Source organism: Nonomuraea maritima, assembly GCF_900100395.1.
Taxonomy (GTDB): Bacteria; Actinomycetota; Actinomycetes; order Streptosporangiales; family Streptosporangiaceae; genus Nonomuraea; species Nonomuraea maritima.
Window position 1 is genome coordinate 1 of sequence record NZ_FNFB01000013.1, and the last position, 13,838, is coordinate 13,838.

Here is a 13,838-nt window from a genome sequence, read left to right on the forward strand (position 1 = left end):
GGTCAGCCCCATCCCGGTGGCAGCCGTGACGACTCGGCCCGCCTGCCGCTCGAGGTCCGCCTTCTGGTCAGCGCTCGAGACCCGGCAGTACGCGACCGTCCGGCCGTCCCGTTCGGACGGCTGCTCGAGCACCAGGTACCGGCCGGTCGCGGTCTTGGTGACCGGGACCGGCATTTTCCCGTCTCGCGCCCACTGCCAGGCGGTCTGGTAGTGCACGCCATTCCGCCGCGCCCACTCGGAAAGTTTCACAGACAAATGATGCAGACGGAGACTGAAGACGACTGATGATTCCGCTAGCAGCTAACAACCCCACCTACGCACCGACGCCCACCCAGCCACGACGTTCCACTCGGCCCACCAAGCCCCGGACCGCCACCCGTACAAGACATCGGCCTTCAGCCCAAGCCCCGAACACCCACATCGCCACGGCACAGCGCTCGGCCCACCAGGCTCCCGCGCGCGAGCGCGATGTTTCACTCGGCCACCGGGCCCTGCACGCTCACCCGGACACGATGTTGTGCTCGGCCCACCGGGAGATGTCGCGGCGTTCGAGCGCGGCGGCCATCAGATCGGGGAAGACGTCGGGCGTGCACGCGAACGCGGGCACCCCCATGGCGGCCAGCGCGGCGGCGTTCTCGTGGTCGTGGAACGGAGCCCCCTCGTCGGACAGCGCGAGCAGCACCACCACCTGCACCCCTGCCTGCGTCATCGCCGCCACGCGGCGCAGCATCTCCTGCCGGACGCCACCCTCGTACAGGTCGCTCACCAGGACGAAGACCGAATCGGCCGGCCTCGTGATCAGGCCCTGGCAGTACGCGACCGCCCGGTTGATGTCGGTGCCACCACCGAGCTGGGTGCCGAACAGCACCTCGACCGGATCGTGCAGCCGATCGGTCAGGTCGACCACCGCCGTGTCGAACACCACCATCGACGTCTTCAACGACCGCATCGACGCGAGCACCGCGCCGAACACTCCGGCGTACACCACCGAGGCCGCCATCGAGCCGCTCTGGTCGACGCACAGCACCACCTCGCGCCGTACCGCCCGTTGCCCGCGCGCGTAGCCGACCAGCCGCGACGGCACGACGGTGTTCCGTTCCGGCAGGTAGTTCCTCAGGTTGGCGCGGATCGTCCGGTTCCAGTCGATGTCGGACACCCGGCGCGGCCGGTGCGTCCTCGCCGCCCGGTCGAGCGCCCCCGTCACCGCCGCCCGCGTCTTCTGGGCGAGCCTGCGTTCGAGCTCCTCCACGACCTTGCGCACCAGCGCCCGCGCCGACTCGCGGGCCTGGTCAGGCATCACCTTGTTCAGAGCGAGCAGCGTGCCGACGAGATGGACATCGGGCTCGACGGCATCCAGCATCTCCGGCTCCAGGAGCAGGCGGGTGAGGTCGAGCCGCTCGATCGCGTCCTTCTGCATGACCTGGACCACCGTCGAAGGAAAGTACGTGCGAATGTCACCGAGCCACCGAGCCACCCGCGGCGCCGACGCCCCCAGCCCACCGGCCCGCCCCCCACTCTGCCGGCCACCGTCGCCACTGCGGCGCCCGGAACCGAAACGCCCCCCTTCCCCACCACCGTGCCCATCACCGTGACCACCACCGTGCCCATCGCCAGGCCCGTCACCGCCGCCGTACAGGGCGGCCAACGCCGCATCCATCCCCGCATCAGCACCACTCAGCCCGCAGCCGGTCCCGTCACCGGCACCCCCACCCAGCACCAGCCGCCACCGCCGCAGCCGCTCCTCCGCACCCGCCATCGCCCGCCCTCGCCTTCCCGCGACCCAACCCGGCCCTCAAGCAATTCCGTCGCCCCCGCGAATTCGCCCGTCACGCCCGCAGTTCCACGCGGCGCCCCCGTCTCTCCTGCACCCCGCCGCTTCTGACCGGCACCCCCGCGTTCGCAACCAGCACCCTGCGTCCCCTCCGAAACGCTCCCGCCTCCCGACCGGCACCCCCGTTCGCAACCAGCACCCTGCGTCCCCTCCGGAGCACTTCAGCCATCCCGACCGGCACGGCCGTGGTCCCCGCCCGGAAGCCATACCGGCGAACCCGCGACCGACCCGCCTGGTTGTCATGTCGTCCCCTTCCGGCCAGAGGCAGGGCCGAGGATGGACAGGACCGTGGCGACTGCCGCGGCGGCGCGGTGCTCGTCGAGGTCCGGCTCCGTCTCGCCGTCGCCTCTGTACGGTGCTCCCGGGTCTGTGGCGCGCAGACGCTCGCCGATGGCCCGGCGTTCCGGCGCGGCGAAGCCACCGAACGTACGGCGCAGCAGCGGCAGCACGTCGACGAACTGGTCACCGGACAACCCCGAGAGCCATGCGTCGATCAGCCCGAGCAGGCGCGGATCATGCACCAGCAGCAGCCCGCCGCCCGCCAGAAACCCCTCCACCCACGCCGCCGACCACCCCGGTGTCTGCCCCCTCGACATGGCCAGGGACATCCGGTCGCCCGCATCATCGATCTCCCCTGCGTCGAGCAGGATGCGAGTGAGACGCCCGTCGATGAGGCCGTGCAGGTCATACCGGTCACTGATGCTCCGCAACGTGCTCATCCACCGACCGCGCGGCGACCCACCGCCCCCGTCCCCGTGCCCTTGGACGGATCCCGCGCTGGAGGGCGCGGTACCACTGCCACCCCGTGCGCCGGAAACCCCTTCACCAACGCCCTCGGCTGCGGAGCCGTCATCCGGGAGAACGTCCTCAGAGTGTTGAGGCACCGAACCCTCATCAAGAAGGACGGCCACGGCATCGGGTCCGGGCGCAGCGCCAGGCGTGGAACCAGGCACGGAGTCAGGCGTTGAACCTGGTGCGGCAACAGGCGGGGAACTCGGCGCTTGGTTAGGCGCGTAGCCAGGCACGGCGCCGGGCGTGGAGCCAAGCACGGGGTCGGGCGTGGGGCCAGGCACGGGGTCGGGCGTGGGGCCAGGCACGTGGTCGGACAGGGCGTCAGGTGTGGAGGTCGGTGTGGGGGCGTCGTCGAGGAGGGCGACGGCGGAATGGACGGCGTCCACATGTTGGAGAAGGGCGGCGGCCGCGTCGTCGTCCAGCCCGGTCACCGCGACCGGCAGCCCCACGCAGATGCGCTCGAGCATCGACCGGACGATCGCCGCAAGCCCCTCCACCGAGGTACCGCGTACGTCGCCGTAGCGGTGGGCGCGCGCCATCGCCGGCAGCGCCGCCATGAGGTGGGTGACGTCGGTGTCGAGCGCCGCCTTGGCCGACAGCGCGGCGAGCACCTCGGGCAGGGCCTCCGGCAGGTCGGCCAGCAGGCACCGTTCGACCAGCGACGTCAGGTCGGCCAGCGTCGGCAACACAGCCCCGGAGCCGGATCCGGCTCCTATCCCATACCCACCTTCAGATCCAGCCCGAGAACCGGACCCGGCCTCAGAACCAGCCCCATTCCCGGAGCCGGCCCCGGCCCCAGAGCCCGCCCCGGTCCCGGAACCTGCCATGGCCTCAAGACCGGCCCCGGCCAGGTCGGCGGCCCGGCGTGCTGCCGCGGCGGACACGGTGGTGCCGAGCGCGGCGTGTTCGATGAGCGCGAGGTCGTGCTCGGGACGCCACTGCAGCAGCCACTTCTCGCGGAAGGTGCCCTTGCCGCGCGCAGGCCCGGGCGTGCCCCAGCCGATGTCGAGCAGCCGCAGCCGGTGCAGCAGGTGACTGCGGTCGAGGTCGAGGGGTTTGCGCAGATCGAGGTCGATCTCGCGGTCGAGCGCCTCGGGCTTGAGCTTCAGCCGCCGCTGCTGTTCGCGCAGGTCGCGTTGCAGCGGCACCATCGGGGTGCCGTCACTGACGTGGCCGATCCGGTCGCCGACGACCATACGCCGCTGGATGAGCTCCACAGCGAGGTCGTCGCCCTCGCACAGCACGGCGCGGGCCGCCTCGGTGACCTCGCCGAGACCGGCCAGCGGCCGACCGCGCAGGACCGCCAGGGCGCCGGCCAGGCGTACGGACTCGATGACGTGCGCCGACGACACGGCGAGCCCCTCGTCGCGCAGCACCGCGGCGGCCTCGGCCAGCCAGCGCTCGACCGGACGGTCAGGTGCGGTGAACAGGTGGTGATACCAGCCCGGCGACGTGATGCCCGCGCCGTAGCCGCTCCACGAGGCGAGCCGCCCGTACGTCCACGGCACCCACGTCAGCTCCGTCTTCACCTTGGGCAGGCCGCGCAGCACCGCGTTGTCAGCCGCGACGGACGGCTGCGGACCGGTCAGCGCGGGCACGTGCCAGGCCCCACAGATCACCGCGATCCGTGCGTAACCCTTCTTGCGTGCCGCACGAAGGGTCTTGCGCATGTACGCCTCACGAGCCGCCTCCCTCCCGACGGGCACGTAACCCTCGCGCACGGCGGCCATCGCCTCGGCGATCACCTCGAACGGCGTGTCACCACGGTGCTCGACGACGTCTTCCCACCAACGTTCCGGATCGTCGTACCCGGCCGCCGTGGCAAGAGCCGCAATGGGATCACCCAACACCCCACCCGAACCCCCGGACCACAATCCACCATCACGCCCACGGACACGATCCTCGTCACGACCCCTGCCACGGCCCCCCTCGCGGCTTCCACCAGAGTCGCCATCACGGTCGCCGCCACGGTCACCATCACGGCTGCCGTCAGAGTCGCCACCACGGCCGACATTGCTGCCGCAATCACGCGCACCCTCGCGGCTGACGTGAGTGCCACCGTCACGAGCAGCGTCACCGCCGACGTGACCCCCACTTTCGCGGTCACCGCCACGGCCGCTGCCACGGTCGGCGTCGCGGTCGGCGTCGCGGTCGGCGTCGCGGTCGGCGTCGCGGTCGGCGTCGCGGTCGGCGTCGTAGGCCAGTGAGTGGGCGGCGGGCAGGTCGAAGAAGCGGATGGGGACGCCGGCCGACGTCGCGTACCGGATGGCCTGCCACTCGGGCGAGAACTCGGCGAACGGCCAGAACGCCGCACGTGACGGGTCGCCCGGCACGTGGGCGAGCAGCGCGACCGGCGGCTCCAGGTCTGGGGCCAGCGCCAGCAGCCCGTCAGCCTCGGGCGGCCCCTCGACGAGGATCGCGTCAGGGCGCAGACGTTCAAGCTCACTCCGCACGGCCCGCGCCGAACCCGGACCATGGTGGCGCACCCCCAGAACCGACACACCACCCGAAACCAAAGCACGACCCGGAACCGGGAGGACACCCTGAACCGAGACACCGCTCGCAATCGACACATCGCCCTGAGCCGAGCCACCGCCCGGGACCGGGACGCCCTCCGGAACCGAAGTGCCGCCCGGAGTCGAGACATGGCCCGAAACCGAGGTACCGCCCGGAGTCGGGGCACCGCCCGAAACCGAGACACCGTGCGGCGGCACCGACACACCACCTTGATCCGAGACGCCGCCCGGAACCGAGACGCCCTCCGAAACCGAAGCGCCGCCCGGGACCGAGGTGCTCCTCGGGACCGAGGTGCTGCCCGGGACCGAGGTGTCGTCTGGAACCGACACACCGGTCTGAGCCGAGGCGCCGACCGGAATCGAGGCTCTGGAGTTGTTCATGACACCTCGCGGCATGCGCGGTAGAAGTCGCGCCAGTCGGAGCGTTCGCGGACGACGGTCTCGAGGTATTCGCGCCACACCAGACGATCGGACACAGGCTCCTGCACCACCGCGCCCACGATGCCCGCAGCCACGTCGGAGGATCGCAGCACCCCGTCGCCGAAGTGGGCGGCCAGCGCGATGCCGTTGGTCAGCACGGAGATGGCCTCGGCGCTCGACAGCGTGCCGCTCGGCGACTTGACCTTGGTACGGCCGTCCTCGGTGACACCGGCCCGCAGCTCACGGAAGACCGTCACCACGCGGCGGATCTCCTCGAGCCCGGTCGCCGTCTCCGGCAGCTGCAAGGACCGGCCGAGCTCGGCGACACGGCGCGAGACGATGTCGACCTCTTCCTCGGCAGTGGCCGGGACCGGCAGCACGACGGTGTTGAACCGGCGGCGCAGCGCGCTGGACAGCTCGTTGACGCCCCGGTCGCGATCGTTGGCCGTGGCGATCACGTTGAAGCCGCGTTCGGCCTGGACCTCGCGGTTGAGCTCGGGGATCGGCAGCGTCTTCTCCGACAGCACGGTGATCAGCGCGTCCTGCACGTCGGACGGCATGCGGGTGAGTTCCTCGACGCGGGCGACCCGTCCCTCGGCCATGGCACGCATCACCGGAGAGGGCGTCAGCGCCTCGAACGAGGGCCCCTCGGCCAGCAGCCGCGCGTAGTTCCAGCCGTAGCGGACCGCCTCTTCCGCAGTGCCGGCGGTGCCCTGCACGAGCAGCGTCGAGTCGCCGCTGACGGCCGCGGCCAGGTGTTCTGACAGCCACGTCTTCGCGGTGCCGGGCACGCCGAGCAGCAGCAGCGCGCGGTCGGTGGCGAGCGTGGCCACGGCCACCTCGACGATCCGCCGCGCGCCGACGTATTTGGGGGTGATGCGATCACCGTCGCCCATGATGTACGTGGTGACCGCCCACGGCGACAGCTTCCAGCCGGGCGGCCTCGGGCGGTCGTCGTCCTTGGCCAGCAGCGCCAGCTCCTCGGCGTACTGGTCTTCCGCGTGCGGGCGCAGAACGGTCATGCGGCGAGCTCCTTGTGCATGTCAGCGCGAAAACGCAGCAGGGCGGCGACCTGCTGGATGGGCTCCACGGGCGAGTAGCTCATCGCGAGCAGGCCCAGGGCCGGGTCGATGTGCTCGCCGGCCAGCCTGACGAGCTCGCCGAGGTTCCACGGCTGCGTGGCCGCCACCCGCACGATCTTGTGCAGGACGGCCGTGGCCAGCTCTTCACCCCAGGGGGACGACACCCCGCCGAGCACCATGATCAACTGGCTGTCGAGGTCACGGCCCTGGACGAACCGGGCGGCGAGCTCCTGCTGCTCGCCCGGCGGCAACGCCTGGAGCAGGTCGGAGATCGGGTCGAAGGCGAACATCGCGCGTGCCCACTCGGGGTCGCGCTGCAGGACCGCGCCGCGCACCCAGGCGGCACGTACGTCGACGTCCCAGTCGGGGATGCGCATGGTGAGCAGACGGTCGGGCGGCAGCTCCCACTCCGACATGGGCGCGCGGGCGATGACCTGCTGCAGCCACCAGGCGCGCTCGCCGGTGCCCCGGGGCGGCTTGGGACGGATGCCGTCGCGTTCCATCGCCCTGTCGCACGCCTCGGGCGCCTCGACGGCGATGACGTCGCCCGTGATCGTCACGCAGGCGGCGAGCCGCTCGGCCATGCGCCGCGCCAGGCGCGACCCGGGCAGCCGGGTCAGCAGGTTGGCCGCGGCCTGGCGCACCTCTCGGCGGCGGTCGTCGAGCGCCTGTTCCAGGAACGGTTCGTCGTCCGGGCTCAGCCCGTCGGCGAGCAGGGCGACGAACTCGGCGCGGTCGTCGGGGGTCTCGCGTTCCCACGTGCCCTCGAGCAGCCGCCTGGCCGCGCCGGGGTCGGCGGACCGCAGCGCGCGCAGGTGGGCCCGCCGGTCGGCGGCGCCGCCGAGCTCCCACGTCTCGCCTGTCGGCTCGTCGAGGAGGTAGCTCCAGGCAGGGTTGTACGCGGCCAGCCACCGCCCGCGTCGCCCGGCCAGCACGCCGAGGTGCTCGCGGATCGAACGGTCGCGCCGGCCGCGGTCGAGCAGGTCGGGAAGCGTGTACGGGGGCACGCGACGGCCGGTCGCGGCGGCCGCGGCGAGCCATTCGGGCAGGAGCCGGTCATGTTGGCCGCCGAGGATACGCATCAGTCGCTCCGCCGCCCGGCGCCCGACGGCCGGCCGGTCTTCCACGGGAGCGGGCGCGGGCGCGCCGCCCGGGGCCATGTCGGGACGCCGTCCCGCGCGCCGCCGCGCCACCTCCACGGCCGCGTCCTGAAGCAGATCACCACGGTAGGGACGGCGATCGGTGCCGACGAGCGCCGCCGACGTGAGGTCGTTCCAGGTCGTCACAGGATCACCGCCGACGTGAAGTCATGGCAGATCGTCACAGGACCACCGCCCAGGTGAGGCCGTTGCAAGTCGTCACAGGGCCACCGCCGGCAGAGGTCGTTGCAGATCGTCACAGGATCACCGCCGTGCCGTCGTCGTCCCACGTGGTCAGGGGCCGTAGGCCCTGGGGGGTCCATTCGGTGGCCACCGTGAGCGGGCGTCCGCCGGAGACGGCGATCAGCCGCCAGGGGTCGCGGGCGCGCGGATGCAGGGCCAGCCCGCCGAGCGAGTCGCGGCCGGGCACCGCCTCCGACAGGACCAGCGGCCACGACTCCGTCCAGGGGTCTTCGGCCAGCGCGCGGGCCACCTCGTCGAGTGCCCGCTCGGGCGCCAGGCCGGTCGGCGGCGTCGGGGTGTCGTGGCCGTGCTGGGCGGCGACCAGCGCGCGCAGCGGGGCGGCGCCCGGGTAGAAAGCGAGGTCGGCGTCGATGACCGTGCCGGTCACCAAGGACACGTCGAGCGCCTGCCCCTGCGGGGCGAACGACAGGACGAGCGCGCGCCTGCCGGTGTCGCGGCCGAGCAGCCAGACCCGCCGCGCGGTCAGGTGGTCCTGCTCCTCGTCACGGCGGCCGAGGACGTGCCACCGATCACGCACGGCCGGCCCGCCCAGGACCTCCTCCCGCGTCACGGGGAACCCGGCGCGGATGAGCACGCTGCGCGCCAGCGGGCCGGGCAGCTCGGCACGCCGCCGGTAGGCCACCGCGAGCAGGTTGAGCAGCGCGTACTCCTCCAGCAACCGGCCCGGCCAGTCGTCCTCCCGGCGGACCCTCGGCAGCCGGGACACGAGACCGGCGACGCCGGGCGCCTGCGCGTCGACGAGCCGCTTCGCCAGACCCTCCCAGTCGTGCTCGGCCGAGCCCGCAAGCCCCTGACGCACCTGATCAGCCAGCCACCGCTCCAACTCAGCCAACCCAGCGGCCACACGCCCGTGACGCACTGACCCGCCGCCGGAAGCAACACCTGCCTGCCGTACGGCCCCACCGCCGCCAGCAGCGACGCCTTCTTCACGTACGAGCCCACCGTCGGAAGCAGCTCCCCCCTCCCGTACGGTCTCACCGCCAGAAGCGACGCTCCCTTGACGTACGGGCTGGTCGACGGGGACGTCGGCCGGTCGAGCGGGGGGTTTGCGCGCCACGTCGGTGCTGGCGGCCCCGGCGCGGGCGGACTCGGCGGCCCGGGCAGCGCGGCCGTCGATCCACTCGCTCACCCACGGAGGCGGCGTCCCCACGGCGGGAACCCCGTCGGCGGACCACAGGAGCAGCAGGCCGAGCGCGTGCTTGCAGGGGAACTTCCGGCTGGGGCAGCTGCACAGGAAGGCGGGCCCGGTCAGGTCGACGCACGCCAGGTAGGGCTCGGCCCCGCTGCCCCGGCACTCGCCGTAGAGCACCGCACCCGTCGCCCCGCACGACGACCATTTCGCGGACGCCGCCACCCCGTCGGCCGCCTTGCGTGAGGAGGCATCAGAGGCGAGGGCGAGCACCTGGTCGCGGCTCCACCGTTCGTTCACCCGCCGCAGACTAGCCAGGCCCACCGACATTTCCCGGTCGGTCGGGCAGACCTTGGTCCACCGCCATGAACAGGCCGTCCACCGCCGACATCGATCACGGACATCCGCTGATCGAGGCCATGGATGACCGACCCCGTAGGGCTCGCCCAGGAACTGCCGGCACCGCTGGACGGCGAGCCGCGCGCCTGTCGGGGGACGGCCCTCGCATCACCGCTGTCGCGAGCACCGGCATCACCGGACGGCGCGGCCCAACCGCCCGTCGCTCCGCCGGACGCGGCCCAACCCGCCCGTCGCTCCGCCGGACGCGGCTAACCCGCCCGTCGCTCCGCCCGGCGCGGGTGTGCTGGGGCGCGCCTGGCGGGACCGGGGCGATCCCGCGCGTAGGCCCGGGCGATCTCGCGCGGAAACGTCCTCATAGGATCTCAGCGTGGAATTGCGGATTTATCCTGACGGGCCGTCGGTTGAGGTGGCCGATGAGGCGGCGGCGCTGGCCGGCGATCTCGAGGGCCAGCTGGTCCTCGACGGCACCAGGTTCCTGCGCAGGGACGTCACGGGAGCGCCGGTCGCGTTCGTCGAGCGTCCGCCGGTCGCCGAGGCCCTGGACCTCCTGCCCCATCCCGAGGGCGGCTGGTTCCGGGAGACCTGGCGGTCCCCGGTGACGTTCCAGCCGGACGGGTACCCCGGGCCGCGCGCCAGCGCGACCGCCATCTACTTCCTGCTGAACCCCGGCGAGGAGTCGGTGCCGCACGCGGTGCGTTCGGCGGAGCTGTGGCTGTGGCACCGCGGCGGCCCGCTCAGCCTGACCATCGGCGAGACCACCGTGACGCTCGGGCAGGACGTGGAGCACGGCGAGGTGCCGCAGGCGATCGTCCCTCCCGGCGTCTGGCAGTCGGCCCGTCCCGCGTCGGACGAGCCCGTCCTCGTCAGCTGCGTCGTCTCCCCCGGCTTCGACTTCGCCGACTTCACCGCCTGACGGCCCGCCGGGACGTTTAGCGTCCATCGCGGGGGCAGCGGGCTGGGAAGGAGGTGATGGACATGGAGGCCAAGGACTGGACCGTACGGATCCACCTCGACGAGGAGGGCGACAGCACCTCGGCGTGCGCGACGCTGGTCACCGACAAGGGCAGCGTGGAGGGCACCGGGTACGCGAGACGTAATCCGGCCGACCCGTCGGTGCCGGTGATCGGTGACGAGCTGGCCGCGTCACGTGCTCTGGCGGACCTGGCGGACAAGCTGACCGACATCACGCAACACGACATCGCCGAGTCCATGGCGGCCGGCGCCCGATAGACACTGATATTTCCGGCGAAATTCCGCATCGACCGACTAACAAGCGGAATTTCGCCTCTTTCATGCCCAAGTTCGCCGCCCAACCGGTTCACGCCGCTTCCAGACGGCTGCTGAGGATGCGGTGCGCGTGGACCCGGCTCGGGCACGGGCGGCGGGGAGGCGGCGCAAGCGCGACGCCACCCCAGGCGGAGTGCGGGGCGGGTCCGCCGCCGGCGCGCCGCCGACCCCGACCCTGGACCCGGGCGCGTGGGTGCGGCATGAACGCGACGCGACCCCCAAGCACGAGCGCGGATCGTCAGTACGGCGCGGGGACGGGCGTGGGTGCGGCGTTAGGGCGTCATGGGGGCGTGGGGTTCGTGGGGAGTGGTCGCGTGGGGCCTGACCGTGCGGGGAGGAGTGTCTTGGGTTTTTTCCGGCGGGATGATTGTGTGTCCGGAGGAACTATGAGGAGGACGCCGGTGACCCGTCAGATCGTTTCCATCGTGGGTGGCAAGGACGCGGAGGCCGCGGCCACGTACGATTCCGTCAACCCCGCCCGCACGGGCGAGGTGGTGGCGCGGGTCGGGCTGGCCGACGCGGAGACGTTCGCGGCCGCCTGCCGCGTCGCCAAAGAGGCCCAGCGCGAGTGGGCCAAGGTGCCCGCCCCGGTGCGCGGCCGGGTGATCGCCTCCATCGGGCGTCTGGTCGAGGCCAACGCCGAACGGCTGGCCCGGCTGGTCACCGAGGAGATCGGCAAGCCGTACGCCGAGGCGCTCGGCGAGGTCCGCGAGATCGTGGACACGTGCGACTTCTTCCTCGGCGAGGGCCGCCGCCTGTACGGGCAGACGGTGCCGTCCGAGATGCCCGACAAGAACCTGTTCACCTTCCGCGTCCCGGTGGGGGTCGCGGCGGTCGTCACGGCGGGCAACTTCCCGGTGGCCGTGCCGTCGTGGTACCTGGTCCCGGCCCTGTTGTGCGGCAACGCCGTCGTCTGGAAGCCCGCCGAGTACGCCGCCGCCTCCGCGCACGCGATGTTCCGGCTGTTCGCCGCGGCCGGGCTGCCCGACGGCGTGCTGAACATCGTCTTCGCCGACGGCGCCGAGACCTTCCGCGGCCTGGAGCTGGCGCTGGGCGAGGGCAGCGTGCAGAAGGTGGGCTTCACCGGTTCCAGCGAGGTCGGCCGGAAGATCGGCGAGCTGACCGGACGCCACCTGCAGTCGGCCTGCCTGGAGCTGGGCGGCAAGAACCCGATGGTGATCATGCCGGACGCCGATCTCGACCTGGCCGTCGAGGGCGCGCTGTTCTCCGGTTTCGGCACGGCGGGGCAGCGCTGCACGAGCCTCGGCACGGTCATCGTGCACGAGAGCGTCCACGACGCGTTCCTTGAGCGGTTCGTCCAGGCGGTGGGCGAGGCCCGCGTCGGCGACCCCGAGCAGGACGTCGTGGCCGGCCCGCTGCTCGACCGGAAGTTCGCCGACCGGTACGAGGAGTACCTGGCCTGGATCCAGCCGCACCACAAGGTCGTGTCCGGGAGCGTCGGCCGCATCACCGCCGACAACCCGCGCGGCGACTTCGACGGCGGCGAGGGCCTGTACTACCACCCGGTCGTCGTCGACGGCGTACGGCCCGGCGACCGGCTCTTCATGGAGGAGACGTTCGGCCCGATCGTCGGCGTGACGACGTTCCGTACCCTGGACGAGGCGATCGAGCTGGCCAACCTGCCCGGTTACGGCCTGTCGAGCTCGATCTACACGACCGAGGCGCGGAACGCGTTCCGGTTCCGCGAGGGCGTCTCGGCCGGCATGGTCAGCGTCAACAACTCGACGTCGGGCGCCGAGGCCCACCTCCCGTTCGGCGGCAACGGCAAGTCGGGCAACGGCAGCCGCCAGTCGGGCATGTGGGTGCTCGACCAGTTCACCCGCTGGCAGGCGATGAACTGGGACCACTCAGGACGCCTGCAGAAGGCCCAGATGGACGTCGCCGAGATCGTCCCCGACCTCGACTTCCGCCTGGCATGACGAAACGGGGGCCCCGACCGGGGCCCCCGTTCCTCAGCTGACCGGGATCAGACCTGGCCGGCCTTCTCCAGGGCCGCGCAGCAGGTGTTCACCAGCAGGCGGGTGACGACGTACGGGTCGACGTTGGCGTTGGGGCGACGGTCTTCGATGTAGCCCTTCTTGTCCACCTCGACCTGCCACGGGATGCGCACCGACGCGCCGCGGTGGGAGACGCCGTAGGAGTACTTGTTCCACGGGGCGGTCTCGTGGGCGCCGGTGAGGCGGGACTCGACGCCGACGCCGTACTGCGTGATGTGCTCCATGGGCTTGTCGCCCTCGCCGAGCGCCTCGCAGGCGGTGATGATCGCGTCGTAGCCCTCGCGCATGGCGCGGGTGGAGAAGTTGGTGTGCGCGCCGGCGCCGTTCCAGTCGCCGCGGGCGGGCTTGGGGTCGAGGGTGGCCTCGACGCCGAACTCCTCGGCCGTCCGGTAGAGCAGGTAGCGGGCGACCCACAGGTGGTCGGCGACCTCGAGCGGGCTCGCCGGGCCGACCTGGAACTCCCACTGGCCGGGCATGACCTCGGCGTTGATGCCGGACAGCTTCAGTCCGGCGGCGAGGCAGCGGTCGAGGTGGAGCTCGACGATGTCACGGCCGAAGATGGCGTCGGCGCCGACACCGCAGTAGTACGGGCCCTGCGGGGCGGGGAAGCCACCGTCGGGGAAGCCGAGCGGACGGCTGCCCTTGAAGAAGGTGTACTCCTGCTCGATGCCGAACCACGAGTCCTGGTCGGCGTACTGCTCGGCGATGGGGCGAAGCAGCGCACGGGTGTTGCTCGAGTGGGGGGCGCCGTCGATCTCCTCGACCTCACACAGGACGAGGACGCTGTCACCGCCGCGGATCGGGTCGGGACAGGTGAAGACGGGGCGGAGCACGCGGTCCGACGAGTGTCCCTCAGCCTGGTTGGTGCTGGAGCCGTCAAAACCCCAGACCGGCGGCTCGACTCCGTCGGCCAGGATCTTGGTCTTCGAGCGCAGCAGAGCCGTGGGCTCGGTGCCGTCGATCCAGATGTACTCAGCCTTGTACACGGCGCGGGTCCTTT

Annotated in this window: 9 protein-coding genes and 1 pseudogene; 3 read left to right on the forward strand and 7 right to left on the reverse strand. The window is 72.0% G+C overall.

The genetic code is table 11. The annotated features are described in order from the left end of the window. From BLR04_RS20900 to BLR04_RS20935, 6 genes and pseudogenes are all read right to left on the reverse strand, one after another. Nucleotides 1–249 (reverse strand): annotated as a pseudogene (locus tag BLR04_RS20900) (recombinase family protein); the annotation flags it as partial. A 250-nt stretch (nucleotides 250–499) separates the two neighbouring features. Beyond that, the gene (locus tag BLR04_RS20905; protein WP_090767827.1) at nucleotides 500–1,756 is read right to left on the reverse strand and encodes a VWA domain-containing protein; all 1,257 of its coding nucleotides are present in this window, start codon (nucleotides 1,754–1,756) and stop codon (nucleotides 500–502) included. Between the two features lie 314 nt (nucleotides 1,757–2,070). Next, nucleotides 2,071–5,124 carry a DUF5682 family protein gene (locus tag BLR04_RS41875; protein WP_245740388.1) on the reverse strand — a complete coding sequence of 1,018 codons (3,054 nt, stop codon included), beginning with the start codon at nucleotides 5,122–5,124 and terminating at the stop codon, nucleotides 2,071–2,073. Between the two features lie 392 nt (nucleotides 5,125–5,516). Beyond that, nucleotides 5,517–6,581, reverse strand: coding sequence for an ATP-binding protein (locus BLR04_RS20925; protein WP_090767833.1), 1,065 nt, complete (start codon nucleotides 6,579–6,581; stop codon nucleotides 5,517–5,519). Further along, the gene (locus BLR04_RS20930) at nucleotides 6,578–7,927 is read right to left on the reverse strand and encodes a DUF5691 domain-containing protein (protein WP_090767838.1); all 1,350 of its coding nucleotides are present in this window, start codon (nucleotides 7,925–7,927) and stop codon (nucleotides 6,578–6,580) included. Before BLR04_RS20930 ends, BLR04_RS20925 begins: the two co-directional genes overlap by 4 nt. A 109-nt stretch (nucleotides 7,928–8,036) precedes the next feature. After that, the gene (locus tag BLR04_RS20935; protein ID WP_090767841.1) at nucleotides 8,037–9,473 is read right to left on the reverse strand and encodes an SWIM zinc finger family protein; all 1,437 of its coding nucleotides are present in this window, start codon (nucleotides 9,471–9,473) and stop codon (nucleotides 8,037–8,039) included. Nucleotides 9,474–9,900: 427 nt separating this feature from the next. Here BLR04_RS20935 and BLR04_RS20940 point away from each other — a divergent pair, with 427 nt between their 5' ends. From BLR04_RS20940 to BLR04_RS20950, 3 genes are all read left to right on the forward strand, one after another. After that, on the forward strand, nucleotides 9,901–10,446 hold the full coding sequence (locus BLR04_RS20940; RefSeq protein ID WP_218129096.1) for a cupin domain-containing protein: 546 nt from the start codon (nucleotides 9,901–9,903) through the stop codon (nucleotides 10,444–10,446). A 62-nt stretch (nucleotides 10,447–10,508) separates the two neighbouring features. Then, a complete protein-coding gene (locus BLR04_RS20945) occupies nucleotides 10,509–10,763 on the forward strand; it encodes a DUF1876 domain-containing protein (protein WP_090768313.1) in 255 nt (84 codons plus the stop codon). A 458-nt stretch (nucleotides 10,764–11,221) separates the two neighbouring features. Further along, on the forward strand, nucleotides 11,222–12,760 hold the full coding sequence (locus BLR04_RS20950) for an aldehyde dehydrogenase family protein (RefSeq protein WP_090767844.1): 1,539 nt from the start codon (nucleotides 11,222–11,224) through the stop codon (nucleotides 12,758–12,760). A gap of 47 nt (nucleotides 12,761–12,807) precedes the next feature. Here the strand turns inward: BLR04_RS20950 and glnII are convergent, their stop codons facing one another. Next, nucleotides 12,808–13,824 (reverse strand): glutamine synthetase, encoded by a 1,017-nt coding sequence (gene glnII / locus BLR04_RS20955; protein ID WP_090767847.1) that lies wholly within the window; start codon nucleotides 13,822–13,824, stop codon nucleotides 12,808–12,810. Nucleotides 13,825–13,838: the final 14 nt, after the last annotated feature.